We start from the raw sequence: 26,125 nt of genomic DNA, 5'->3' as shown, positions 1-26,125 counted from the left end.
CGATGTCCCGAAAGGAGCGCCGGACCAGCGCTGCGCGGCGCACATCACCGAGTCGGCGCCGTAGCACCAGTTCGCCGCAGACCACGATGACGGCGTTCACCAGGCCGAAGACAGCCGGGGCCAGGATCACCTCGATGCCCGGAGTCCCAGCCAGCACTACAGCTGGAAGAGTGTCCTGGGCAACCGTCGCGGCGCTTACTGCCACACCAGTGAGCCACGCGACGGCCGCGACGACGTCGAGATACCTGCGGGCGGACATTACTACATCGTCATCGACCGCAGCACGCGGGAGTTCGTTGGTCATTCCGTCCTCGTCGCTTCACCGTCGGTGATCCTACCCACGAACGGCATAGCAGTCAGTGTCATTGTCAGGCACAGAATGGTCCCAGCGATCACCGGCAACGCCAGGGCCTGCCACTGTACCTCGGTGCCCCCGCCGTGGCCGGCCACGACCCAGGTACCGAGAAGCGCGCCGGAAAGCCCCGCCAGCAGCGCGGCCATCACCATTGGCACGGCGGCCTCCAGCATCATCGCCCGACGCAGAACCGACACTGCGGCGCCACCGGCCCGCATGAGCGCGAACGGTCGCCGCCGCTCAACCAGGCCGAGAAGAACGGCGACGACAAGGCTGAACGATGCCATCAGAAACACCCCAAGGGTGGCAATCAGTACGATTCGGTAGAGACGGCGAACGTCCTTGCTGAAACCGTCGTACGCCGACTGGCGCGTCGACACATAACCACCGCTGACCGAGCTGACCACAACAGTGCGTGCACGCTCCAACGCGTGGTCGTCGTCGTAACGCAGTAGCAGCAGCGTCGGTCGCAACGTCGATACGACAGAGCCGAGAAGCTTAGGATCGACGATGAGTGCAGGCAGATCCATGCCGCCAGGCGGAGGCATCACAGCGACCGTCCCTGACGGCACCTCGACCGCGCTGTCGAAGCCCTCCGGCGGTGGGGCGGTGAGCGCGGTCACCTGATTCGACCACAGACTGTTCATCTGCGGGCGAGGCTCCTGCCCGAGCCGCAGGTGGGCCGCCACGTCATCGGTCGCCACCAGTGGAGCCGATCCGCAAGGCACCGAGGGCAGCGAGGTCGCGGTCGCGATGCTGCGGCAGTCGCCGATCCAGGCCCGTACGACACTCGAGTTCGTCTCCAACATGGCCTCGTAAACCGGTGTAACAGCAGAGATGCCGTCTATGCTGGACAATCGATCGCGCATCTGTGCGGTCTGCGCCGGGGTCGCGTAGAAGACGACGGCCTGCGCGGTGCCGGCTCGCTGACCGCTTCCGCTGGTGGTCTCGAGAGACTCGGCGGCGGCCGGTGTTGTAACAACAAACAGCGAGGTAACCATGATCGCTAGCACCACGCCCGATACGGAGCGGTAGACGACGCGCGGATCGTTGACCATACGGCGGCCAGCAAGGAGCACCGGCACCCGCCCGGAACGAGCCAGCAGCATGCCGACTGCGCGGACAAGGAAGGGCCCGGCCAAGTGCAGCGCCAGTACCAGCAGGGCAAAAGCGACCGCCGCCACCCGGCCGGAGCTGCCCAGAGTGTTCCGGATGCCAGGAACCGTCGTCACCACGGCCAGTGCAGGGAGCACCAGCAGCAGAGGCGCTGCGCGCCAGGCGCTCACCGTGCTGGGACGCGACTGGCGGCGCGTAGCAAGCGGGTCACGTTGAACGCGGGACAGGGTGCTCAGTGTGGCCAGCACGGTCACGAGTGGCACGCCCACCGCCACAAATATGACCCCGAGGCGGTCCGGGGCGAGGTCGCTGACGTACCACCGGCCGCTGTCGTAGTTGACGTACGCGGCTAGTGGACGTAGCAGATACAGTAGGGCGAAGCCGAGACCGATACCCACGATGCCGGGAACCACCGCCTCCACCGCAGCAAACCAGCTCACCTGCCCCCGGGTCGCCCCAGCGAGACGCAGCGCCGATAGCCGCGTCTCACGGCTGCGGACGGACAGTCGCGTGCCGATGGTCACCAGTAACAGCACCGGCGCCAGCATGGCGATCCCGCCCACCACCATAAGCACCCGCAGGATGCCCTCCAGCGCCAATACCTCACCGGTACGCGGGAACGCGGCTACCGGCTGGCCTTCCAGAACGGCCTGGTCCAGCGCCAGGCCACGCACGACGACCAAGGCGTCCGGCCCAGCGAGGGCATCCGGGCCCAACTCGCCGACCGGGACGCCGTAGCGCCCGGCTGCCTCCGGCCAGCGATTGACCAACCGGGTCAATGCAGGTGACAGCAGAGCTGTCCCCGATCGTGGCAAATGCACCATTCCAGGTGGCACAGGGGCGCCGTCAGCCGTGCCGGCGACTCCGACCACCGTGATCGACTCCGCACCGAGGTAGTCCACTCCGGTGGAGATGTAGGTGACCGGAGGGCCAGCGGCGTCACCTCTCGCCACTGCGCCCTGGACAGGATTGTCCATCCAAGCTGTACGGTCGGCCCGCGCCTGCATCGCGGGGGCGATGCACAGAACCAGCAGCATGAGCAGGGAACCAATGGCGGTAGCCAGCGCGGTGACTGTCGTGGCGATGCTAGGACGCAGGCCACTCATCACACCGAGACGCAGAGCCAGCCTGATCACGACCGCCCCCCGACCGCCTCGGGCGCATCCGGCACGTGACGCGGTGATGCGATGCCGTCACGCACCACGATCTCGCGATCTGCGTACGAGGCGACGTGGCGGTCGTGTGTGACGATGACCACGGCAACGTCGTGCTCTCGAGAGGCGCTGGTCAACGCGTCGAGCACGAGCGTGCCGGATTCCGAGTCGAGTGAACCGGTCGGCTCGTCGGCGAAGATGATCTGTGGCTCGACCGCCATCGCCCGGGCGATGGCGACTCTTTGTGCCTGACCACCCGACAGCTCACCGGGCCGCCGGGACCCCATGCCGCCTACGCCGAACTTTTCCAGCCAGTCCTTTGCGCGTGCAAGGGCGACCCGGCGACGTGTCCGGTTGAGCAGCAGGGGTAGCGCGGCGTTCTCCAACGCCGACAGCTCTGGCACTAGCTGACCGAACTGGAAGACGAATCCAAACGACGTACGACGCAACGCCGCTCGCTCGGAGTCGGATAGGTCCCCCAGCGACCTTTCACGGAGCGTCACATCACCTGAGTCGGGCATCATAATCCCGGCAAGACAATGCAGCAATGTGGACTTGCCCGACCCACTCGGCCCGGTGATCGCCAGCACCTCCCCGCGACGGATGTCGACGTCACACCCGGCCAGCGCACGGGTGGAGCCGAATGACTTGGTGAGACCTTGTCCGCGGATAAGCCACTCACTCGGCGGCCCGTCCTGCCCTGATGGCTGATCTCGCATCCCCACTCCATGTCTCAATGTTCTAAGTTATAGCAACAATGCTAGCATCCTGATGCGCGGTCAACACTCGGTTCACGCGGCCGCCCGGATCTCGTCAGCATCCACATGACACTGCCGACGCCAACGAGCGCTTTCGGGCATGTCGATGGCGTGAAGCCTCGGGAGCGCATCCTGTCTGGTCAGCGCGAGTGAACTCGTGAGTGCGCCTCCGGCGCCACCTGAACCCAGCCCGGTGGCAGATCGGTCTTGGAGTTGCTCGGCGACACAACCCCGGCATGACGCGTCGATACGGCTTGGCCAACACCGAGTACGTCAACCTGTGCCTGGCTCCGCGCCTGAAGTAGCGCGCTGCTACCGAGGCGAGCCGCTCGGTCTGCTCGGCGGCAAGCTACCGGGGTCCTGGAGAGGGATCCGGTGCAGCGTCGTCCACGCGTATCGCCGTCCCTCGCGGCAACTCGACGAGATCGATCGCGTCGATCAGCGCGGTCACCGGAGGCTCGGACCGCAAGCCATGTACCCGCTGTCTGACCGGCTCGGCGTCGACCTGCCGGTTGTTGTAGGCAATCCCGACGTGCGGAATGTAGGTGGTGGAGCGGGTCGGTACGTTCTCCGCTCCCCGTACTGCCGCGACCGCGGTCCGCACCGTCTCACGTAACTGGAGAACCGGCTCGTGGGGGCCGACGCTGAACCGGACAGCTCCTGCTGATCCGGCGAGTGGGCCGATCGTGACGGTAAAGGGCGGGATGCTCGACAGGTATGGGCGGGCCTCGGTGACGATCCGGTCTGCTTGGGCGGGTGTGATCTCGTCGGTGAACCCGGCCCCCTGAACGGTCAGGTGAAGGCCGGAGAGTGGAACCAGGTCCAGGTGCGGCAGGTCTTTCAACCGTTGCTGGCAGCGGTCGACCAGCGTGTACTAGGTCCGGTGTGGCGTCGAAGGTAATGAGCCAGTGGTATGAGCGGCGACCGGGAGTCCACCCCGGCCGGTCCCAGTGGTTCACGAGTACCTCGAGCTGGCGGTAACGCGCCCAGTCGGCCATGGCGTACCCGGGCAGGTCCACCTCCGGCCTCGACAGATCCGGGGATGTCACGTTGTCACGGATTCCTCGGTCAACCATGCGGCGAACTGCTCGTCGAAGGTCCTCGTCATGGCCGGCTCGGCGACACCGGCCAACTGATCCTGGAACGTACGGAGACGTTGCCGGATCGATTCGATACGGTTCTCCCGGGATGCCGTCATCGCCTCGGTGGCGAGCGCGATGCCGTGCTCCAGTTCGGGGCGGGGCTTCGTGATGAACGCGGAGGCCATGTCGAGCCGTACGAGTGCGTGGCTCCACTGCGACGACGATGTCTCCACCGTCGCTGCGGCGTCCTGCGCGTGCTGCAGCGCCTTGTCGGGGAGGGGCAGGGCCAGATAGGCGGTCGCGGCGTTCGATGCGACCCGGGCCCGGCTGTAGACGCCGAAGGAGATGCAGGGCGACATCCCGGGCTCGGACGGGAACCGGGGCAGCAGTTCGTACGCCTCGTCGATAGTGGCCTCCGCCGCCTTTCGCTCTTCGAGATGCCCCAGGGCACGGGCCTGACCGTTGACAGCGAGTCGCACCGCCTGCGGGCCGCTATCGGCGTACCGGCGGCCGTCGACGGCGTAGTCGAGCGCCTTGCGGTACTGCCCGTCGTAGAACTCGGCGAGGCTCTGGGTGCCGCGGACCCATGCCTTGAGGTCATCGTTCTCGGCGTGCTCGGCAAGCTGGAACGCCTCGCTGCCGTAGGCGCGGGCCGAGCTGAACAGGCCGAGGTTGACGGCCATGTAGCTCAGCCAGCCGGACAGCTTGCCGGCTATCGTCGCCAGCCTGTGAGCGTGGCGGGGTGGCACCCATCCGGTCAGCGACGGCTGTAGCCATCGCCGTTGCGAAACAACTTCCCCCGCCAGCGTCGATGGCCCCTCCAACTCGTAGCGGTCGATGACGTCGTTGATGAACGAATCCAACGCGTCGAGGGTCGCGTCCGATAGATGGAATCCGCCCTGGATCTTGATGCGTTCCAGCACTACCGTCGGTGACTCGACAACTGAACCAGCGACTCTTGTCGGAGTTGGGGGCGTTTCCTGGGCGAGTTTGATCACAGGTGACCGGTAACTACCCGCAGCGTTGGAAATTCCCAGAGTACATGCTGCTCGGTCTGGATGCTGGCCATCCACCCGGCTGTCCTCAGGAGGCTTGCGCTGGGTATCGCTGCTCTCGGCCTCGGACGAGCTGGTTTCGCCGTTACCTGACTGGCTGGCGCCGTTTTCGGCCGTCAGCACCTGGAAGCGACTCGTTACATCCTCCTTGGCGCCAATCAGAAAGGCATCGAGTAGCGACTGGCTGAATGGCGATATTCTCGCGCCGTTCTCCCAGTTCGTGACGGACCGCATGGTGACGCCGAGCCGGCGTGCGAACTCGGTCTTGGTCAGCCTTGATGCGGTACGTAACCTCTCGACATGCTCGGCTGACCACTCATGAACGCCCCATAGCGTCAATCTCCGATCTTGATCGAGTGCCTCTTCGGCAGGTGCCGAGATTTGCTTGGCTTCTCACCCAATTCCACTCTGCCGTGTTCCGGGAGGTCAAGTCCCGACGCTTCGGCCTGGCGAGGACGAGAGCCCGGCCGTGGGGAACGCTTCGGACCACGCTGGTGTGGTGCTCGACGAACGACCATGGGTGTTCTCTGCCGGTCGGAAGTTGCTACCCGCTCCGTTTTCAGTGCACCGCCGGTTACCTGCGCGGGCGGTGTGGCGGCTGGCAACCAGCATCTGCGGGCCGGGCGCCCGTCCGTCGTGGGCTGACGGGCGCCCCGGGCCGGCGTTGGTGTGGTGGCGGGGATTGGGTGTGGTTGTTCTATGTGGTGCGTGGGGATGAGGTCGGCTGCGGCGTCGGCGTGGGTGCGTTGTAGTCCGAGGATGACGGAGGTGTAGGTGTCGGAGGTGAGGGCGATGTTGGAGTGGCCGAGGGTTTCCTGGATTTCTTTGAGGTCGGCTCCGCCGTGGCGGAGGTAGGTGGCGGAGGTCGTGTAGTCGTACGGGTGGTAGGCCGCTGGTGGTGATGAGGTGGTCGAAGCGGTCGCTGACGGTTTGGGGGTGCCAGGGTTGGCCGTCGGGGCGGACGAAGAACAGTCCGGTGTCGGGCCAGTCGGCGCCGCTGACGTGTTGCCAGCGGTCACGCATCTGGAGGTAGGCGCGTAGGGCTTCGGTGGTCTTGGGGCCGAGGGGAATGAGGCGGTCGCCGGCATCGGTCTTGACCTGCCGGGTGACGGGGGTGTAGCCGACGGGGGTGATCTGTTGAACGATGGTGGCATGGCCGGCGTCGAGGTCGATGTCGTGGTCGCGTAGTCCGCAGGCCTCGCCGCGTAGCAGGCCGCGGTGCAGGATCAGCAGAAACATCGCGTAGAGGGCAATGTCGTAGGTGTGGGCGTGGTCGAGGAAACGGCCAGCGTGTTCGGGCATCCACACCATCACTGGGCCTATGGGGGTAGCGATCACCTGAACCGTCCACAACGACTGAAGCCGTACCGGGAGAGAGCCCTCGCCCGGATAGACAGCGATGCCGCCAGAATCATCCCGTTGTATAGGCGCCCGAGCCAGCCCCGGCCGTGGTTGTCGATAAGGGAGGTGGCGCGATCCCGCTGACGGACGAGATCGATGACAGTCTGCGGACGCTGGCCGCCACGGTGGACGGGGCAAGGAGCCAGACGGCGGCGATCGACGACGCCCTGACCCGGATCAGCACCAAGGCCGCCGCGGCAGGCTTCACCGGCATCGTCGCCAGGCTGGCGGCGATACGCGAGGTGGTCGCAGACGTCCACAGGCGGCTGGCGGTGGCCGGTGACGTGCTGGCGCAGGCCTTGCGGTCGGTTGCCGCCGTACCAGGCCAGCCCTCCCCTCACGACATCACCAACGCGCTCACCCCCGCGCTGGCCGCCCTCACCACCGTCGACAGCAGCCTCGTGCAGGCGGCATCCAGGGTCGAACAGGCCACCCGGCTCGTCACGGCGACCCTGCAAGGCGGTGAGCCCGGCCCCACCCTGTCACGCCTACAGCAGTTGGGCCGAACCCTCACCGCGGCCAAGGCACACGGACACGCCGCCCAGCAGCGTGTCGAGTCGGCGCTGACGCGGGCACGCCAGGTCGGCGCCACCGGTCACCCAGCCGCCATCGGCGATGACACCGGTGGCGGCCCCTCCAGGGATCCCGTATCCGCTGGCCCAGGCCAGGTCGCGGACCCTGCCGGAACGTCGACATCCTCCCCGGTGCAGGACCAGGCCATCCCCGAGCCGGCCGATCCCGCATGGGTGCGGGCCGATTCCGCGACCCTGCCCGACACGGTGAGGAACGCCAACAGCCGCCTGACGCCACGCCCGGCCGGCAGCACCCGCCCCACCCAGGGATACCTCGACGGCACCCCGGTCACCTCCGGCGGAGGCGACCGCACCCTGGCCGCCGACCTCGACCACGACCCGCTACGAGGCCCACCGGTCACCTTCTACGACCACGCCGAGTCGAAAGCCGCCGCACACATGCGCCGCACCGGCCGCACCGAGTCCGACCTCGCCATCGACAACACCGTCTGCGGCACCAACGACCGCGACAAGACCTACCCCTACACCTGCGACAAGATCCTGCCCGCCATCCTCCCCACCGGAAGCCGGCTACGGGTCTGGGTCACCCGCGACGGCGGCAACACCTGGTGGCACCGTATCTACACCGGCACCGGCGAAAGGATCACCCGATGACCCCACAACTACGCGACTACCACGGACACCCCTACGAACTCACCGACCCCGAGCAGGCCGGACGCCGCTTCGACGAACAGATCGAAACGATCATGCCCCACGGAGGCTGCGGACAGACGATCACCATCGGCCCACCCGACCAGCCCACCCTACGCATCGACATCGATATCGACGCCGACCGGGCCGCACTACGCTGGCTACCCGACGGCAGCCACGCCACCGATCTCGACCCCGACACCCCCATCACCGTCTACGAATCCCCCGACACCGGACTATCCGACGTTCCCGCCAACCTCGCCCGGCTGAACACCGCCACAACCCGCCAAGCCGTCATCGAGTACGTCACCACAGGCACCCGCCCCACCAGCGTGACCTGGGAACACCCGACACGCGACTGAACACCGGCCCAGGCACCACCTACGACCGAGCAGGTACCGCCCGGTCCTTGGAACATGAAACGATTATCCCGTCGTGGGATTGCCTTCACGACAAGGCGGTGGCCGCGACCGGGATTAGCGTGGCTGGGCTCAGCTCTGTCGAAGCCATGTCGTCCGAAGGCCCAACAGCGAGTTTCCGTGTGGTAGGCAGCCAGGCCATCGCCGCGCCCGGCTATCGCCCCGAAACCGGCTTTCAGCCGGTCAACGGTTTGAGGTCGCTCAACCTTCCGCTCGCACCCGGCTGACCGTCGGCGTGTTCCGGCCCCGGCCCATCGGTTACGGCATCCGGCCATCCGCGTCCGGGCGCGGGCCGGGCACCTCGTGCAGGCCGCCGTTGTAGGTGGAGGCGAGCAGGGACCGGCCGTCCGGAAACCACCACAGCTGGTGGATCAGTGGTGGGGTCGGCAGCTCGTGCAGCACCTTTCCCGCGTCGAGGTCCCACAACCGGATCGCGTCGGGGTGCGGGGTCGCGAAGACGCCGTCGGCGGCCAGGTCGCCGCGCCCGGTGAACTCGACCGTCTCGATGCGGTCGTGTCGGACGGTGCCGTCGGTCGGGTCGGTCACGGTGAGCCAGCCCCGCTCCGCCAGCTCCCCTGTGTCTTTCGTCGTCACGTACGTCCGTTTCTCGATCTGCAGCGAACGGTGCGGATACAGGTAGCGATGGGTGCGGGTGTCGGGCTGGCCTGCGTGGATCTTCCGGCGGATGCGGCGGCCGGCGACGGTGTCGTACTCGACGGTGACGCGGTCACCGCGCAGCAGCAGCCGGCGCTCGTCGAGCGGCTCGGCGGCGTAGACGGTCCAGTCCAGCGCCGACCGGTCCACCTTTTCCAGCGTGGTGGGATCGAGCAGGCACAGCTCACCCGCGCCCCAACGGGCCGCCCGTACCGCCACCAGTAGCAGGTCGCTGGCGGGAAGGAGCCGGATCAGAGTCAGATTGTCGTCGAAGCCCGTGCTCTCGGCCCATAGCGTCGGCGTCTTCGATCCGTCCAACGACCACCGCTGTACGCAGCCGCCGAAGCTGGTGTAGAGCTGGTCATCGGTGAGGTGGACCGCCTGGCCCGGTGGACCGTGGTGACCCCCGTCGACGACGGCGATCGGGTCGGCCCGACCCCGGGTCCAGACGAACGCCCAGCGGTCGTAGCCGGCCGTGGCGAACCGCTCACCGTCGAAGGAGACGTCCCGCACCAGGCAGCCGTGGCCGGCCGGGTGGTGAGCCGCACCATCGTTTTTCCGCAACAGATCCACGCGGCCGACGCCGGCTTTGGTGACCGCCACGACCTGTGGCGTGACACCCCGGATGAACACCCCCCACATGGGCCAGGCCTGCCGGACCGCGCCGGTTTCCGGATCCCGGTCGCTGACCGCCCGCTCCCCTGAGGTGATCAGCCGGTCCCCGGCGAGGGTGCAGATCATCCGGTCCCCGGCGAGGGTGAGCTGCGACGATCTCAGGAGGTCCGGAGAGGACCAGGCCACCTGACCCGTCGCCGGGTCGACGGCGGCGATCACGTGGCCGTTGTGGGCGATGACAAGCCCGCCCGGCGTGACCCCGACGATGTTGGCCCAGTGATTGCCGAAGGTGTGGAGTGTGCGTGCCTTCGGGGCGGCGGTCGGGCGCCGGGTGCCGGTCGCCGCCGCGGTCGCGGTCGGCAGCGTCCAGGTGAGGACCAGGTCCTCGACGCCGGCGATCACGAGATCGCCGTGCACCGCCACCGACTCCACCGCCTTGCGCGGGCCGGTCAGGACGTACCGGACGGTGCCGGTCGCCGCGTCGACGACCACCACCCTGCCGGTCCTGCCCTGGCCCGTGCCGACCACGACGTGGGCACCGTCGTCGCTGATCGCCACGCAGGCGGGCTTTCCGGGGATGTCGACCTGCCGAGCCTGCCAGCTGCGGGTGTCGAGAACCACGAGGCTGCCGGCTTCGTGGCTCAGCGCCGCCACCGTCCCGCCCCCGGCAACCAGACGTTCGTCGTCGGCCGGCACACCGATGGGCACGGTACGGACCGGTGCCAGGTCGCGAACCCGGTACACGCCCAGCGTCGACGGGTCGGCGGCGAGCGCGGCCACGACGACGTCACCGACCGGCACGAAACCCTCGACCCGGTCCCCGACCACAAACTGCCCCGTGTCGACGTCCATCGCCTGCAGGGCGTCCACCATGTCGTTGTCGAAGGACCGGTCCATGTCGCGAACCAACAACGTACGACCGTCCGCCGAGAACAACGTCCGGAAGCTGCGGGACGGGGAGCGGTACGCGTTCGAGCCGTAGATCTGCACGCGGCGACGCTAACAACGACATGCCACACCGCCACGAACGGCAACCCCGACGACCGGCCGTGCGAGGGCTCTCGGCTGGTACCGCACCGCCCAGCGGCGAGCCGGTCGCCTCGACACAGCCCCATGATCCTCGAACGGTCTCCGTCACACCACGAGATCACCGCCCGTGCCGACTTTGTGGTTGTCAGGATGACGACGGTGTAACTGGGTCTTGTTGGGGGACCTGCGGTCGGCCGACAGGCGCCCGTCGAAGGTGTTGTCGAAGGCGTTCAAGGCCGGCTTCCACGGGTGGTCGAGCGTTTGGCGCCGTGGCCGGTGGGACGAGGGCCATGACCGCCAGCTAGACACACTTGAGTGCGGCCTGCTCGTTGGGGAGGTGCCCGCGGCACGGCGGATGCGGGCGTTGACGCTCTCGATGGCGTTGGTCGAGCAGATTACCCGGCGGTCAGGGCCTGGTCGGCAGGGCTTTGCCAGCGATGGCGTTGTCGGGAAAGTGGTTGGGTTGAACCGCAGGTATCAGCGCACCGCTAGGACGATCACCTCTGCCGGGAACCGGAACCCGGCGAACGCCGACCTCGCACACGGCCTCGAATCAGATCGGATCGATGACCTCACTGCTCAAGTCTGCCTCGATCTTGCCGATGCCCAACGCAACGGACCCCAGGAACAACCATCCGGGACAAGGCCCTGATCCGGCGTCCAGCAGACCGCATGGGTCTTCCAATTGGCGTTCCAGCGGAACACCACCGGCGGCGGTTAGCTTTCGCGCGAATCCACGACGAGGAGCTGATGGTGGACGATCTATATCTGACCCCGGTCGGGGGCGACCGCTTCGACGTGGCGCGGATCCGAGAGTATCTGGAGCGACGCCCGGACGTCCTGATCGACCCGCTCGGCACCGGCAAGTACATGATGGACCCACTCTTCGGGGCGTCCGGGAAGAAGTATCTCGGCGAGGCCCGGCTAGCCAAGCCATCGCAGTTCCCGTACCGCACCCTCATCGAGGTTCGTGACGACATGGTAGGGGTGTACCAGGAGTACAGCGGCCTGCCTGAACTGGCGAGTCCGTTGCAGTTCGTGGACTGGCTGCTCGGACAGTATCGATGCCGGGTCCAGAACGGCTACGGCACCGATGTGACCGAGCAGGCCGCGCGCGGCGGTGCGCGGGCCCTCTATTACAACGAACCGGAACCGCGGCCGACGGTCGGAGAGTGGCAACCCGACTGGCTCGACCCGCTGCCGGCGCTGGGCCCACGCATGGTCGTGGAGTACCCGAGCGACGCCGCATCCAAGGTCGACCCGGCATGCGTGGCCTGGCGCGTCGAGTGGCCGGACAGCGGCGGGGCCGACCGGTTCGCCGGGACACTCGAACAACTGCTGGACACGATCGGCGCCGACAATCTCCGGGCACTCGTGGTCGGGGTGTACGAGGACCAGTTCGAGGAGGGCCTCCCACCAGCCGAGTTGGCCGCGGCGGTGTCCGTACTGCTCGACGCGGTGCCACGGCTGACCTCCCTCACCGGTCTCGCGCTGTTCGACATGGTGATCTTCGGCGACGACGACGCCGTGCCGTTCGCGTGGCGGACACCGGTCGACGCGACCGCACTACTGCGGGCGTTCCCACAGTTGGAGATCCTGCACGTATGCGGAGACCTACGGCTGGAACCTGTCCGGCACGACCGGCTGCGCCGGCTGTGGGTGCACTCCGCCGCCCCCTGCGACGACGCCGCCCAGGCCCTCACCAACTGCGAGTTCGCCGCAATGGAATCGCGGCACGTCACCCTGGGCGCGACGACCGGGTAGCCGACGACCAGTCCGACCTGCTGTCCGCGCTCGAACACCAACACCGGCTCCGGCCCCGACCCGACCGAGAAGGTCGACCGACGGCAGTCTCCTGGTAGTGCTTTGTTAGCTTGTGTCGTGGTATGGATGGTTGCAGGTGTGGCATGCACCGGCCATGACGGTCAGAAGTTGTTGTATTTGACGGAGTACGGCGTACAGGGTCAGGCCGGCGCATGTGCTTTTGGGTCGAGGCGGAGCAGGGTGCGAAAGGCCTGGGGCAGGACGGTGAGGGTGACGTGGCGGTGCCAGCCGGTGCGGCTGTGGCCTTCGAAGTGGTCGATGCCGAGTCCGGTTTCGAGTTCGCGGTAGTCGGGTTCGACGCGCCAGCGATCTGACCGGCACCCCTACCGCAGCTCACCATGTCCGCCAATGCAACAGCGCCCGTTCACCTCCACAGCCACCGCCACGAGATAGATTGGGTGCGACTGTTACCGTGTTCGATGCCTTGACAGAAGGTCGGCGCCCTTCGGCCGAGGGCACCATTGAACGGCTCCGCCAAAGGCGTCCGGCTCCGGCCACTCGAGTGAGACCGGAGCCGGACTTCGCACCGCCCGCCTTGGCGCCCGCACGCCGGAAATCATGACGAAGACGCACCGCCAGCACCACGATCCCGGCCCAAAAGAGCAGCGCCTCGCCCACAGAACGCCGTCCCACTATCCGGACTTGCGGGCCGACAAGGGACACCATGATCAAAACCAACCCGGACAGGACGCGCCGCCCCTGGACAGGCCGGGACGCGGTGGATGCTCGTCGCACGAGCACCCACCGAGCACCCAACCATCCACAAGGGACACAACAAGCAAGGGGCCTGACCGACATTCCTGCAGGTCAGACCCCTTTTGATTCTGTGCGCCCGAAGGGACTCGAACCCCTAACCTTCTGATCCGTAGCCGACCGTCATCGTGGGTCAGGCGGCGGCAGGTCGCGCAGCCCTTCCCTGATCCGTCCGGCCAAGGGGCAACCGGTCTGCTCCAGGCCGCGCAACGCACGACCCCACAGCTCTCGGGCTCGATCGGGCCGCTGCCGGGCTACCTCGACCTGCCCCAGTCCCCAGCGTGCCCGGGCCAGGCCGACGAGGTCGCCGAGTCGCTCACAGAGCGCGGCCGACGCGCCGTAGTGCCGCTCGGCGTCGTCCCACTGCTTTTCGCCGGCAGCGACGTCGCCGAGGCCGCGCAGCGCGTGGGCCTCACCGAGTCGATCGCCGATCTCCTGACAGATCGTCAGTGCGCGGGTGTGGTGCTGCCCGGCAACGGCGCGCTGGTGGAGCAACAGGACGAGATCGCCCATGTCGCGTAGGGTACGCGCCTCGGCGTACCGGTCGGCGAGTTCCTGGTAGGTCAGGAACGCCGACCGGTACAGTTCGGCGGCGGTGATGAGATCGCCGTGCCCGACCGCGACGTCGCCGAGGCCGCGCCGGACGTGGTTGGCGCCCAGCCGCTCACCGAAGTCGGTGAGGAGTTCCGCGCCGCGCGTGTAGTGCTGTGCCGCCGTCGTGAACTGCCCCACGGCGGCGAAGGCGTCGCCGAGTCCACGCAACGCGTGGCCTTCACCACGCTGCTCGTGGATTTCCCGGCAGACCTCCACCGAGCGCTCGAACTGCTGTCGTGAATCTTCGAAGCTGCCGCGCAGTCGCAGCACGTCGCCCAGGCTCTGCAGGGCGAGCGCCTCGCCGAGTTGGTCGCCGACCTCCCGGCTGACCTGTATCGCGCTGGACGCGAGCCGCTCGGCGGCCGGGAAGTCGCCGGTGGCCCGGGCGACGTCGGCGAGGATTCGCTGGGCACGGGCGGCGCCACCACGGTCACCGAGCATCTGGAACGTCTCCGTGCTGCGCTGCGCGAGGCGGTTGGCCGAGACGTGATGGTCCAGCAGGTACAGCCGTCGGGCGGCGAGGGTGCCCAGCGTGGCCGCATCCCGGTTCTCGGCGACGGCGGTGAGTGCGATCAGGTTGTCCTGCTCGGCGACGAGCCAGGCACGGGCGTCGTCCGGGCCGTCGAGCCTCAGCCGGCCCGCCGTGTCGCCACCGGCCGGCGCGGCGGCGTACCAGTGCCGCACGGCCGTGTCGAGCGCGTCGAGGTACCACACGGTGAGGCGGTGGATCGCCTCGGAGCGGTACGCCGGAGAAAGTGACCTGCCGGCCTGGTCCCGGGCGTAGTCGCGAAGCAGGTCGTGTTGCTCGTAGCAGCGCCGGCTGCCGGAGTTGCGCGTGGGCCTGACGAGGTTGCGGTCACCGAGGTTCCGAAGTACGCGGGCGGCCTGCGTCGGGAGACGGTCCAGCAGGGCCGCGAACTGCTCGACACCGATCGTGGGGCCGGGGTGCACACCGGCCAGCCGAAACGCGTGGAGAGTCTCTTCGTCGAGCCGGTCGACGGAGACCTCGAAGCTCGCGCGCGTGCCCGCGTACTCCGCGTTGCTCTCACCGAGCCGACGGTTCGTGTCGACCAAGTCGGCCCACACGTCGGTGAGTTCGAGTGTCGGGTCGTTGTTCATTCGGCCGGCGACGACCGTGACGGCGAGCGGAAGGTGACCGAGCAGCTCCGTCACCCTCGCCACCTGCGCCGCATCCGGGCAGCGGCCGGCGCCGACCAGCCGCACCAGCAGGGCGGCGGACTCCTGCGGCGTCATGACGTCCAGCCACAGCGGCCGCGTACCGGGCAAAGCGGCGGACCGGCTGCGGCTCGTGATAATCACTGGGCTACCCGCCGACATCGGTAGCAGTGGCGCGACCTGCGCGGCGTTCAGCGCGTTGTCGAGCACGACCAGCGCGGTCCGTCCGGCCATTCGGGCCCGCCAACGAGCCTGCCGGCGCTCCAGGTCAGGCGGGATGCTGTGGCTCGGTACGCCGGCCTGGTCGAGCAACTGCTCCAGCGCCACGAGCGGGGTTACCGGCGGCAGGCCGGGGGTGAAACCGTAGAGGTCGATGAAGAACTGGCCGTCCGGGTACCTCGCCGCGAAGCGGTGCGCGACGTGCAACGCAAGGGTCGTCTTGCCCACGCCGGCCATCCCGGTCACCGAGCTGATCGAGACGACGGTACCGGACGGGTCGTGTGCCTCCAGCCTGCTGGACAACTCCTCGACCGCCCGGTTGCGGCCGGTGAAGTCCGGCGTGTGCCCGGGCAGATGACCGCCGGAACGATCCGGGAGCTGCATACGATCCACCTTGTACTCGATACGCCCCAGGATCTCGACGGCCTCGTTGCGCCACAACCACTCCGACAGCGGCGCGAGGACACCGCCGGCACGTGCGTTCCCGTGAATTCCTGCGACGATGTGGCCGGCCAGGCACTCCGCGACGATCTCCGGCGTTGCCGGCCAGCCCTGCTCGGCGAGTCCTCGTCCGGCGTTGACGTCGAGCCACCGGCGTAGTGCTGTCGCCAGCTCCGTACGATCGCCCACCTGGGCCACGCCGATGCCGTCGCGACGGCCCGTGAGCGCGCGGCGCAATTCCTGCGCGGTGTCCTGACCGAGTTGACCACCCCGTTCGGTGATCTCGATCAGCGTGGCGTCGGCGGCATCCGCCACGACCGTACGCATGGCCGTTTTGACGCGGTCGCCACGCAGACGACGGAACATTTCGGTGCCGGCCGCCGAGACCAGCCAGCCGAGCAGCGCATCGCCGAAAGCCAACACGGCAAGGTCCCATCTGGGTCGGAAAATCCACGAGAAGATCAGTCACCGGACACTAGCGTGCACGAGCCTTTCGTCTCGATGCTCCGCCATCGCCGGCAGTATTCGGCGCCGCAGGGAGTTCCGACGCCGAACCTGCGGTGTCCGGTGCTCAGCGGAATTCGTGCGAGGCGTTGTTGAGGTAGGTGTTGCCCAGGTTCCGCGACGTCCGGGGGGCCACGTCGTCGTACGGGCCGGCGTGGTCACTGTTGTAGTAGACGCGGACGGTGCGGCCGCTGCGGTTCCACGCTGAGGTGGCGTTGTTCTTCAGGCACTCGCCCTGCCCGATGCCCGGCGACCGAAACTCGTAGCAGCTGGGTTGGGTCGAGCCGTACCTCTTGAGCGATCCCGTGAAGTCAGAGAGCGACCCCGTCAGGTTGTGACCCCAGTAGAAACAGATCTCGCCGGTTTCGCAGATGCCGTTCCTGGGGGTGGCCGCCGAGGCGGCGGACGGGGTGAGCGCCGCGAATAGCGACGCACATCCGAGAACGAGGACCATGGCGCGGGCGACGGCTGTTCTGGTTCTGCGCATTCTTCTCCCTTTCGACCTTGACGGGCGGCAGAGTCGGTAGTTGCCGTGATCGACCCAATCGATCAACGCGGCACATCCACTTCGGATCGATGCCACCATCGGCTAACGTTCTGCCATGACCCAAGGATCTGCGGAGACGCGCCGAGGTGGCATCACGGTACCCACCGAAGGATTGCCTTCGTCCAGCGATTTGGGTGACCGAGGCAACCGGGCAAGCGCGAAAGCTGCGGTCGGTCCGTCTGACTCATGACTCTGCTGGAACGCGATCACGAGCAACTGCGGATCTGGGACCTCGTTGCCGGACTCAACGGGGGGATCGGTGCGGTCGTGCTCGTCGAAGGTGCGCCCGGCATCGGCAAGTCGGCGCTGCTGGCGAGTGTGTGCCGGAACGCTCAACGCCAGGAGGTCGCGGTGCTCGCAGCACACTGCGGCGAGCTCGAACAGGACATGCCGTTCGGAGTTGTACGGCAGCTGTTCGAACCCGCCCTGCACGCTGTCGCGTCGGCGGATCGAGCGGACCTCTTCACCGGCGCCGCTCGGCTCGCCTCGGTGGTGTTCGACAACCGTCCCGGTTCCCCCGACACACCGGTCGGCGATGTCGTCCATGCTCTTCACTGGCTGTGCGCCAACCTCGCCGAACAGAGATCACTGCTGCTGGTGGTCGACGATGTCCACTGGGCCGACGAGGCGTCGCTGCGGTTCCTCTCCCATTTGGCGCGACGGGTGACGCACCTGCCGATCCTGCTGCTGCTCGCCACCCGCCTCGCCTGGCGTCACGGCCACTCACCCGCCGCACGGGTACTGAGCGGCGTCAGCGCGGAGATCCTGCCCCTGGCTCCACTGAGCCGTGAGGCCGTCACGGCGCTGGTTCGGGACACCATGTCGCCGGGCGCGGAAGAGAGTTTCTGCGAGGCGTGCGCGACCGTCAGCGGGGGCAACCCGTTCCTGCTCACCGAGGCGATCAACGCGTTACGCGTCAGAGGCGTCGCCGCGCGAGCGAGCGAAGTGCACCACCTGGAAGCACTGCATTCCGACTTCATCACCAGGTCCGTACTGGCGCGTATCACGTCGGTGGGACTTCAGGCCCTGCACCTGGCCCGGGCAGTGGCCGTGCTCGGCGGCTCCGCCACGCTGCACCGGGCCGCGACGCTCTCCAACATCGCCGCCGGAACGACGCGGCCGGACGCAGGCGCGAACCAGACCGCGCAAACCGTCGACCTTCTTGTACACGAAGCCGTTCTTGCCCCAGGGCTACCTCTCGACTTCGTGCACCCCCTGCTTCGTACCGCCGTCTACACCGACATCAGCGCGCCTCTTCGTGCCCACCTTCACAAGGCGGCAGCCCTGCTGCTGGCAGCCGAGCAGGTGGCACCCGAACACATCGCACCCCACCTCCTCGCCTGTGAACCGACCCGCGATCCATGGGTCGCCGACGCTCTGCATAGCGCGGCGCACGCCGCGTCCGGCCGTGGCGCGATCGAGAGCGCGGTCCGGTTCCTGGAACGGGCGCTGATCGAGCCACCCGCACCATCCGCTCGCACCTCGATCAGCGTGGACCTGATTCGGGCGCTGGTGCGAGTGAACCGGCTCGACGACGCCGCGATCCGCCTGCAGTCGCTCCTGAACACCCCCGACGCCGCGAACATCCCCGCCGGGACCGCGGTGGACCTCGGGACGCAACTGGTGATTGCCGGGCAGCATCACCAGGGCGGCCACCTACTACGCTACGCACAGAGCGTCGCGGGCGGCAGCCCGGAGATCGCCACCCGCGTCCTTGCCGCAGCCGCGTTCGGCGGTCTCACCGCCATGGATCCACCTCACATCTGGATTCATCAGCTCGAACAGGCGGTACCCGATCTCTGCGGCACCACGGACGCAGGCCGGATGGTGTACGCGACTCTCGCATTCCTCGCGGCCGCCACCGGCGACCGCCCGGCGGACGAGACCATCCGCCTGGCCACCGTCGCCGCGACCGGTCCCTTACCAACCAGAGGCTTCGGCATGCTGGTCAACCTGGCGGGCGCGGCGCTGGCCATCTGTGGGGACAGCGACCAGGCGCTACAGCTCCTCGGTACAGGAATCGACGCCGCGCGACAGGACGGGGACCTTGCCACGTTCGGCTATCTCTCGGTGCTCCGTTCACACACCGCGATTGACGTCGGCAAGCTCATGGAGGCCGAAGCCGACGGCCAGACGGCGATGGAGATCTATCAGGACAGACCCGAGGAACGCCCCCTGGCCGCCGCGGTCCTCGTCGACGCGCTCGTCGCCCGTGGCGAGACCGCCGCCGCCCAGAGCGTACTCACCACCCTGGGTCTCGAAACACATCTGCCGCTGAACTGGCTGATCTCCCACTTCTTCCACCTGGCCAGGGCCCGACTCCGTCTCCAGCAGCACCGCCCGGCCGATGCGCTCGCCGACCTGACCATCTGCGGTGACGCGCTCACCGCCGCCGGGTACACCAATCCGGCCTTCGCCGGGTGGCGCTTCGAGACGGTGCAGGCGTGCCTGGCGGTGGGCGACACCGCCAAGGCTCGCGCTCTGGCCGCCGAGGAACTCGAACTAGCCCGGCGGTTCAGATCCCCGCGCTCGCTCGGCACCGCCCTACGAACGGCGGCTGCGGTCGCCAAGAGCGGTGAACGTGTCGCCCTGCTCCGGGAGGCCGTGACCGTCCTCGACGGCACGTCCGCAACGCTTTACCACGCACACGCCCTGTTCGAGTACGGCGCCGCCCTACGCCGCAGCGGTGAGCGCAGTGCCGCCCAGGAGCCGCTGCGCCGGGCCCTGCACCACGCCAGCCGTTGCGGGGCGCAGTTGCTAACCAGCCAGGCGACCGACGAACTGCTGGCCGCCGGTGCCCGCCCGCGCCGTGTCACGTTGTCAGGGCCTGAGGCGTTGACCGCCCAGGAACTCCGTGTCGCCAGGTTGGCCGCGCGAGGTGCCACGAACCGCGACATCGCCCAGCAACTCTTCGTCACACGTCGTACCGTCGAGATTCACCTCACCAGTGCCTACCGCAAGCTGAACATCACCTCTCGCCATGAGCTTTCGGCGGCACTCGCCTCGTCCGAGTGATGCGGCTCGGCTCACCCCGCCTGGGCGACCGCATACGGACCCTGCTGACCACGCCGAAGGCATGGACCACCACACGGATCTGGCGCGCCCTGGGCCGTCCCGGCCTCAGCCCACGCACCCTGTACCGGCGCATCCGCGAGCAGGCCCGCTGGTGCCGGCCCCGACTGATCGCCAAGAGCGACCCCGACCACGACGCCACCTGCACGAACATCCGTCAACAGATCGCCGCCCTACCCGCCGGCTCCGTCGTCCTGGCCGAAGACGAAACCCACCTGGACCTGCTCGCCCGCGTCCGCGCCTGCTGGATGCCCACCGGCATCCGACACCGGATCCCGACCCCCGGCTCCAACCTACGCCGCACCATCCACGGCGCACTCAACCTGACCACCGGCGCCTTCCACCACCACATCTCGATCAAGAACGTCTCCGAGGTCTTCTGCTACTTCCTCGACAAGCTCCTGGCCGCTTACCCCGACGCCCCCGTAGTAGCGGTCATCTGCGACAACGGCACCACCCACCACAGCAAGACCACCAGGAAATGGCTGGCCGAGCATCCCCGGCTACTCCTGATCGAAGGCGCCCGCTACAGCCCACAGGACAACCCCGTCGAACGGATATGGGCCGCCCTCAAACACCACATCGCCAACACCGCCCCAGCCACCATGCCCGACCGCGTACGCCAAGCCCACGCCTTCTTCCGCAACCGCAGCAACCAGCAGAACCTCACCACCGCAGCGCCATGGACATCACCCTGGCTACCCGACGGTTACGGACAGAACTTCTGGCCAGGCGCTTAGCGATCAAGCCACTAGGACATCAAGAGGAAGCCCCACGTCACTACCGCTGATCGCGCGATCCGTGTCACTAGGGATTCCCGGCTCTTCCGCTAGACCGCAACGCCCTGACCAGCGACAGGACCCGCAGACGTGTCGCAGGACCCGGATTATCTGTGGAACCCGGGACGGTAGAGGCCCCCACAGCACCAGCCGCCCGACAGGCACGGGGGGGGACTGTCTCGCGAACGGCACCTCTCTGTGTCAAGGCGTTGGCGTCAGAGAGGTCTCCGTGTCTTTGATCATGGTCCGGTAGACGACGTCCGCGAGGCGGCGTTTCAGGCAGCGCATGGCCTCTTTGTGGATCTTGCCCGCCGCTCGTTTGCGCTGGTAGTAGTCCCGGCCCTGCGTCGCTCGTTTGATCTGGGCCATGGCCATGACATGCAGCGCGTAGTTCAGCTGCCGGTCGCCGGCACGCGACAGGCGATGCCGTTGGATGTCACCGGATGACACCTCTATCGGCGCGACACCGCAGTACGAGGCGAACGCGGACTGCGACCGGAACCTGCTGACAGCGCCGGAGTGGGCCAGGATCTTCGCGGCGAGGACGTCTCCGATGCCGTGCGGATCGGTCAGGGTGGTGCCTGAGGCGGCGACGGCGGCGGTCAGGGTCGCCGTTGCCTCGGTGATGCGCCGATCGAGGCGGCGCACCTCGGGCGAGGGCGTCCGGCAGGCCGCCGGCGACGGTCAAGCCGGGGACGGTGCCGGTGTGGACGGTGCCGCCGGTCAGGACGGCCAGGGTGCGGCCGTCAACGACGACGTGGCCATGGACGTCGGGTTCGTCCTGCTGCTCGTTGGTCAGGGCGTCGGCCAGGATGCCGCGTGCCGCCGCGAGGGCGCCGGAGCCCGTGACCGCAAGCCCATGAGCCGGCCACGAGCGCGCCCGCCAGTCGAGGTGCGCAGGGCCGGGTGCGGCGCTGGCGCGGATGGCACCGGCTGGCCGACTGTCCTGTTCGGGATCGTCGAGGTCGTCGGTCGTTGCGGCGTCGTCGGGCTGGGTGTCGGGTGTGCTGGTCTGGTCGAGCAGGGCGCGTTGGATGTCGGTCACGACGGGAGGCAGTCCTGCGAGGTCGGCTTCGTCGAGGGGTGTGCCGGGCGGCGGTGGCGGCTTCCCGTCGTGGCGTCGGCGGCGGGCCACGACCAGGGTGGCCGCGGCCATGATCGCGGTGGCGACGCCGATGCCGATCCAGCCGCTAGGCAGCGACACCCCGGGCAGGCATTCCTCGCCCTGGCCGCCGGCCAGATCTTCTCCGTCGGGGGACGGGGCGTGGGTGGTGGGCCCGCTGGTCTGCGGTGCGTCCGGCGCATCGGGGTCGCCGTCTGCCGTGGTGGGCGGGGACTGGTCGATCGGGGGCGGTGGCGGCTGCTGGCTGGGCGGGGCGGTCGGGGCTTCTGGTGCGGTGGGCAGGGTCAGGACCCAGCCGGGCCGTAGGTGGTGTCCGCCCCGTAGCGGGTACTGGTCTGCGTTGAGCCGGTAGATCTCGCGCCAGCGGGTCGGGTCGTCCAGGCGGGTATCGGCGATCTTCCACAGGGTGTCGCCGCGCCGTACGGTCACCTGCCCGGACTCGGCCGTCGTACCGGCCTGTTCGGTTCTGGTCGTGGTGGAGCCGCCGGCGATGGCGGTTGGTCGGGTCTCGCGGGCCTGGTCTGGGTGGGTGTCGGTGACGGCGACCGGCGTAGTGGGGTGGGCGAGGGCGGGGCTGGCGGAGCTGACTGCGGCCGCGCCGAGCAGCGCGGCCGCCAGGCCCTGCACTGGTGCGGGCAGGCGCATCCGGGCCAGCCAGCGGCGCCGCGACGACAACCTGGTCGTGACGCGGGTGACGGCCACCGCCACCACCAGTGCCCAGAGCAGCCACGCGACGGCGGCCAGGCAGCCGCCGACGAAACCGGGCGTGAGCGGCTCGGCGATCCAGGCAACCAGCGCCTGCCGGTCGGGTACATCCCGGGGACTGGGTAGGCCGGCCAGGCGAACCAGGACCACTGGTACCCCGGCCAGAAACAGCAAGATCCATGCGGCTTCCCACACGCCCCGCGCCACCCGCATCGCCAACTCCCTCGCAACGTCCGCAACTGCGGCTGGCCCGGTGAACCACTTCCGACCGGCACGAGGGCATGGACGATCACCCGGCCGGCCGTGGTGTTTGGGCCGGCTCAGGAACGCCAGCGTGTGCCAGAAGAATGAGAGGTTCGACCGGACCAATCGGTCGAGATCGACGCTAGGACGGATCGGGCCGGTTGGGCAGGGGGACGGACCTAACACGACCTAACAGGACCTGACACGACCTTACAAACCGGCCTTGACCTGCGACTTCTTCGACAGCGTCAACGTGACCGCCGGTTGAGTTACCCGGTCGACAGCTCGAGCAACTTCTGGTGAACGGCGTCGCGGAAGGTTCGAGTTCGGCGACGGTCACCACGACATCGGTGCTGTCGCCGCAGCCACCGGCGTGCGGCCAGGCGAATGGCGTACGCCCGAATCCATCGATGACATAGCCTCCGCATGAACCGGCGGCGGCAGAAGGCGCTGCCCACGACTGCGGCAACGGCTGTTCCGATCATCTTTGGCGTCGGCTGGGCTACGACGGCATGTGAGGCCGTCCCGTCCACGTACGACAGGTGATGGTCAGGGGCATCAGGTTGTCGGACAAGACGCTCCAACCGGTGGAGCGTTTCGGGACCTGGGTGCCGGAGCGGGTGCGGGCACGTACTTCGTACGCCTCGCCGATGATGGCCGGAGGCGGCGTGGGAGGCCATTGCCCGTGTGCGACTCCAAACCATGCCCGCGACAATCGCGGAGTTGGATGCCGCCTGGCGCGGGATCATTGGAATCGAACGCTATCTGATCCACATCTGGCGGCAACTGCGACCATATGATTCAGTTCAAGTTGCCTGGTGACCGATCGATCTTAGGGCTCGTACGGATCTTGCCAGAATCGGCCGCGCCGACGTGGCTCCCCCTCCACATGATCGACCTCGCAGACACTTCCGGTCGTCTCGGGGTAATCATCAGGCCGGACTTGAAACGGTTCGTGATCCCTTACGATTGACTACCAGGCAAAACTTGCTCAGTATAGATGGCAGGCGATACGTTAGTCGGCACGAGATTGCCAACAGATAGGGGTATCGTGAAGAGATTCATGGCGTCAAGTACGCTTGCTGCCATCGCGGTCGCCGCGACCCTCGGGCTTTCGCCATCGACCGCACACGCCAACCCGACCAGCAACTTCTCGGGCAGCGTCGCCTACGGGTACAGTGCCGGCACCTTCATCTGGTACAACCGCTCACTTGGGATTCAGGGCGAGGTCTGCGATTACGCTGGGTCGGGTTCCACCCAGGTCCGGTTCGCCTTCCATCAAGGCTCCAATTATCTCGGCGATGATGGCTACCCTGATCAAACCCGCACCGCGACCGGAGAATGCAGGTCCTTCAACTTCACGCAGAGCGGCCCGGTCGGCGGAATCACCCACGTTCAGGCATGGCTCTACAATGGCTCGTCCTATACCTCCATTGGCGTGTATTCGCGGCCATGACTCGAACCTTGTAGTCGCAATCCGCCGTTACGTCTGCCGTGATGGCGGCATGCTGCACCGAAGGTGTCGGCGCCACCCGATCACCGGGTGGCGCCGACACCGCGATGTCACGGACCGGGCGGGGCGCCTCCAACTGCCGTCGGGCAGGAGCGGTGCCGCTCGGGCCGCTTGCGCTCCCGGTTCTCCTCCTACGCGGGCGTGCGTCGGGCCGCGCCGCCCGCAACGCCGACGGAGACCCCGTCCGAGCGGTGGTCGATCACTCGGGTGGACAGGATGAGACGTGAGACCGGGCCGGTGCTTGCCTACAAGCACCGGCCCGGTACAGGTTCTGGTTGGTTAGTTGTTGATGAGGCGCATGGTGTTCCAGCCCGAGCCGACGACCACGCCGCGGCCGAGGGTGCCGTTGGCGTTGCCGTTGTAGCGGTAGAGGCTGCCGTCGCTGTGCACCGCGAGGAGATCGGCGCGGCCGTCGCTGGTGTAGTCGGCGGCGGTGACGGCGCGGAAGGAGGCCCATCCGTTGCCGATGACGGTTCCGGCCTGGACGGTGCCGTTGCCGTTGCCCTTGTAGTAGTAGAGGCTGCCGTTGTTGTGCACGGCGAGGATGTCGGCCCGGCCGTCGCCGTTGACGTCGGCGGCGGTGATCAGGCGCATGGCGTTCCAGCCCGAGCCGACGACACCGACGCGACTGACGGTGCCGTTGGCGTTGCCGTTGTAGCGGTAGAGACTGCCGTCGCTGTGCACCGCGAGCAGGTCGGCGCGCCCGTCACCGGTGAAGTCGGCGGAGGTGACCAGGCGGAACACTCCCCAGCCGCCTTCCCAGATGCGTACCGCGGAGGCGAAGCTGCCGTTCCCGGTTCCGGTGTAGCGGTAGAGGCTTCCGTCGGTACGGATCGCGAGCATGTCGGCGATACCGTCACCGGTGAAGTCGGCCATCGTGATCAGCCGGGTCGCACCCCAGCCTGGGCCGAGCTGCGCGGCGGTCCCGAAGCCCCCGGTCCCGGACCCCGCGTACCGGTACATGCGATTGCCGCTGGAATCGACCGCGAGCAGATCCGACTTCCCATCCCCAGTCACATCCCGCAACGCGTCGCTGGTCTTGGGCGGTCGGACGTAGCCGGAGATGTGCTTGCCGTTTCCGGTCGCGGTGGCCGGGTTCAGGTTTGAGCGGCGGGTGACCGAGTTGTTGAAGTTGCCCTCGATGGTCGTGATGTTGCCGTTGCTGTAGACGGTCTCGACGATCCCGACGTGGCCACCGACTTGGTTGGCGGGCGCGCCGTAGACGACGATGTCGCCTGGCTGCGGGTTGCCGCCGTTGTCGGACCGGGGCTTGAACAGGCCGTTGTCGACGCCCCACTTCCCGACGTTGCGGGCGACGAGGGTGGTCGGAACCGGGCTCACTCCGGCGCGTCGCCAGACCCACTGGGTGAATGCGGCGCACCAGGCGGTGGTGCTGCAGTCGATGCCGTACTTGTCGCAGCCGCTGGGTTCGGAGGTGCCGATCTCGGCTCGGGCGATGGAGACAATGCCCGCACGGGTCGCCGCGCTGGCTGGCGAGGTGGGCAGGATGATGGCGGGGATTGCCAGTGCCGTCGCGAGGGCGGCGACCGCGGTAGCTCGTGTGAGAAGTAGCGCCTTGGCTCGTTTCGCGAACTTGGTGCTGATCATTGCCCGGTCCCTTTCTCTGTGCGGGTATGGGTTTGGAAGCTTGTCGGGGTTTGTCGAGCGGATGGGGCTGGTTGGTTAGTTGTTGATGAGGCGCATGGTGTTCCAGCCCGAGCCGACGACCACGCCGCGGCCGAGGGTGCCGTTGGCGTTGCCGTTGTAGCGG

Annotated in this window: 18 protein-coding genes and 4 pseudogenes; 7 read left to right on the top strand and 15 right to left on the bottom strand. The window is 67.8% G+C overall.

Annotated features, from left to right (window positions below; translation table 11 throughout):
* The 6 genes and pseudogenes from AB0M79_RS35295 to AB0M79_RS35270 all read right to left on the bottom strand — a co-directional run.
* Window positions 1-304: hypothetical protein (locus tag AB0M79_RS35295; RefSeq protein WP_364222830.1), on the bottom strand; the 304-nt coding region annotated here is incomplete at its 3' end.
* Window positions 301-2,607: an ABC transporter permease gene (locus AB0M79_RS35290; RefSeq protein WP_364222827.1), complete on the bottom strand. Its 2,307-nt coding sequence runs from the start codon at window positions 2,605-2,607 to the stop codon at window positions 301-303. The genes AB0M79_RS35290 and AB0M79_RS35295, both read right to left, overlap by 4 nt.
* A complete protein-coding gene (locus AB0M79_RS35285; RefSeq protein WP_364222824.1) occupies window positions 2,604-3,344 on the bottom strand; it encodes an ABC transporter ATP-binding protein in 741 nt (246 codons plus the stop codon). Before AB0M79_RS35285 ends, AB0M79_RS35290 begins: the two co-directional genes overlap by 4 nt.
* Window positions 3,345-3,695: 351 nt before the next feature.
* Window positions 3,696-4,381: pseudogene (locus tag AB0M79_RS35280) on the bottom strand (2'-5' RNA ligase family protein).
* Window positions 4,382-4,428: 47 nt separating this feature from the next.
* Window positions 4,429-5,859, bottom strand: a complete 1,431-nt coding sequence (locus AB0M79_RS35275) for a helix-turn-helix domain-containing protein (RefSeq protein WP_364222821.1) — start codon at window positions 5,857-5,859, stop codon at window positions 4,429-4,431.
* An 87-nt stretch (window positions 5,860-5,946) separates the two neighbouring features.
* Window positions 5,947-6,759 carry a tyrosine-type recombinase/integrase gene (locus AB0M79_RS35270; protein WP_364222845.1) on the bottom strand — a complete coding sequence of 271 codons (813 nt, stop codon included), beginning with the start codon at window positions 6,757-6,759 and terminating at the stop codon, window positions 5,947-5,949.
* A 209-nt stretch (window positions 6,760-6,968) separates the two neighbouring features.
* Between AB0M79_RS35270 and AB0M79_RS35265 the strand changes: the two genes are divergently transcribed.
* The 3 genes from AB0M79_RS35265 to AB0M79_RS35255 are packed head-to-tail and all read left to right on the top strand — an operon-like array spanning window position 6,969 to window position 8,790.
* Window positions 6,969-8,108: a DUF6244 family protein gene (locus AB0M79_RS35265; RefSeq protein ID WP_364222818.1), complete on the top strand. Its 1,140-nt coding sequence runs from the start codon at window positions 6,969-6,971 to the stop codon at window positions 8,106-8,108.
* On the top strand, window positions 8,105-8,506 hold the full coding sequence (locus tag AB0M79_RS35260) for an Imm1 family immunity protein (protein WP_364222815.1): 402 nt from the start codon (window positions 8,105-8,107) through the stop codon (window positions 8,504-8,506). Before AB0M79_RS35265 ends, AB0M79_RS35260 begins: the two co-directional genes overlap by 4 nt.
* Window positions 8,507-8,553: 47 nt before the next feature.
* The gene (locus AB0M79_RS35255) at window positions 8,554-8,790 is read left to right on the top strand and encodes a hypothetical protein (RefSeq protein WP_364222812.1); all 237 of its coding nucleotides are present in this window, start codon (window positions 8,554-8,556) and stop codon (window positions 8,788-8,790) included.
* 31 nt (window positions 8,791-8,821) lie between these two features.
* Here the strand turns inward: AB0M79_RS35255 and AB0M79_RS35250 are convergent, their stop codons facing one another.
* From AB0M79_RS35250 to AB0M79_RS35240, 3 genes and pseudogenes are all read right to left on the bottom strand, one after another.
* Window positions 8,822-10,822 carry a hypothetical protein gene (locus AB0M79_RS35250; protein WP_364222809.1) on the bottom strand — a complete coding sequence of 667 codons (2,001 nt, stop codon included), beginning with the start codon at window positions 10,820-10,822 and terminating at the stop codon, window positions 8,822-8,824.
* 144 nt (window positions 10,823-10,966) lie between these two features.
* Window positions 10,967-11,095 (bottom strand): hypothetical protein, encoded by a 129-nt coding sequence (locus tag AB0M79_RS35245; protein ID WP_364222806.1) that lies wholly within the window; start codon window positions 11,093-11,095, stop codon window positions 10,967-10,969.
* A 70-nt stretch (window positions 11,096-11,165) separates the two neighbouring features.
* Window positions 11,166-11,266 (bottom strand): annotated as a pseudogene (locus tag AB0M79_RS35240) (transposase); the annotation flags it as partial.
* 348 nt (window positions 11,267-11,614) lie between these two features.
* On the opposite strand from AB0M79_RS35240, the gene AB0M79_RS35235 reads away from it, so the two are divergent.
* Window positions 11,615-12,625 carry a hypothetical protein gene (locus tag AB0M79_RS35235; protein ID WP_364222803.1) on the top strand — a complete coding sequence of 337 codons (1,011 nt, stop codon included), beginning with the start codon at window positions 11,615-11,617 and terminating at the stop codon, window positions 12,623-12,625.
* A gap of 200 nt (window positions 12,626-12,825) precedes the next feature.
* Here the strand turns inward: AB0M79_RS35235 and AB0M79_RS35230 are convergent.
* From AB0M79_RS35230 to AB0M79_RS35220, 3 genes and pseudogenes are all read right to left on the bottom strand, one after another.
* Window positions 12,826-13,040, bottom strand: a pseudogene (locus tag AB0M79_RS35230) (IS701 family transposase); the annotation flags it as partial.
* 521 nt (window positions 13,041-13,561) lie between these two features.
* The gene (locus AB0M79_RS35225; protein WP_364222800.1) at window positions 13,562-16,288 is read right to left on the bottom strand and encodes a tetratricopeptide repeat protein; all 2,727 of its coding nucleotides are present in this window, start codon (window positions 16,286-16,288) and stop codon (window positions 13,562-13,564) included.
* Window positions 16,289-16,439: 151 nt separating this feature from the next.
* Window positions 16,440-16,859, bottom strand: a complete 420-nt coding sequence (locus AB0M79_RS35220) for a peptidase inhibitor family I36 protein (protein WP_364222797.1) — start codon at window positions 16,857-16,859, stop codon at window positions 16,440-16,442.
* Between the two features lie 246 nt (window positions 16,860-17,105).
* Here AB0M79_RS35220 and AB0M79_RS35215 point away from each other — a divergent pair, with 246 nt between their 5' ends.
* Together AB0M79_RS35215 and AB0M79_RS35210 are read left to right on the top strand one after the other, a co-directional pair.
* A complete protein-coding gene (locus tag AB0M79_RS35215) occupies window positions 17,106-19,934 on the top strand; it encodes an AAA family ATPase (RefSeq protein ID WP_364222795.1) in 2,829 nt (942 codons plus the stop codon).
* 2 nt (window positions 19,935-19,936) lie between these two features.
* Window positions 19,937-20,731, top strand: a pseudogene (locus AB0M79_RS35210) (IS630 family transposase); the annotation flags it as partial.
* Window positions 20,732-20,971: 240 nt separating this feature from the next.
* Here the strand turns inward: AB0M79_RS35210 and AB0M79_RS35205 are convergent.
* Entirely contained in the window at window positions 20,972-21,298 is a 327-nt protein-coding gene (locus AB0M79_RS35205; RefSeq protein ID WP_364222842.1) for a transposase, read from the bottom strand.
* Entirely contained in the window at window positions 21,207-22,748 is a 1,542-nt protein-coding gene (locus AB0M79_RS35200) for a LysM peptidoglycan-binding domain-containing protein (RefSeq protein WP_364222792.1), read from the bottom strand. The genes AB0M79_RS35205 and AB0M79_RS35200 overlap by 92 nt, the downstream gene beginning before the upstream one ends.
* 1,156 nt (window positions 22,749-23,904) lie before the next feature.
* On the opposite strand from AB0M79_RS35200, the gene AB0M79_RS35195 reads away from it, so the two are divergent.
* A complete protein-coding gene (locus AB0M79_RS35195; protein ID WP_364222789.1) occupies window positions 23,905-24,297 on the top strand; it encodes a hypothetical protein in 393 nt (130 codons plus the stop codon).
* A gap of 336 nt (window positions 24,298-24,633) precedes the next feature.
* On the opposite strand, the gene AB0M79_RS35190 is transcribed toward AB0M79_RS35195, so the two are convergent.
* Window positions 24,634-25,962, bottom strand: a complete 1,329-nt coding sequence (locus AB0M79_RS35190) for an FG-GAP-like repeat-containing protein (protein ID WP_364222786.1) — start codon at window positions 25,960-25,962, stop codon at window positions 24,634-24,636.
* Window positions 25,963-26,125: the final 163 nt, after the last annotated feature.

Source organism: Polymorphospora sp. NPDC051019 (assembly GCF_040683055.1).
Taxonomy (GTDB): Bacteria; Actinomycetota; Actinomycetes; order Mycobacteriales; family Micromonosporaceae; genus Polymorphospora; species Polymorphospora lycopeni.
The sequence above is the reverse complement of the archived record's forward strand: the minus strand, read 5'-3'. Positions and strand labels throughout refer to the sequence as shown.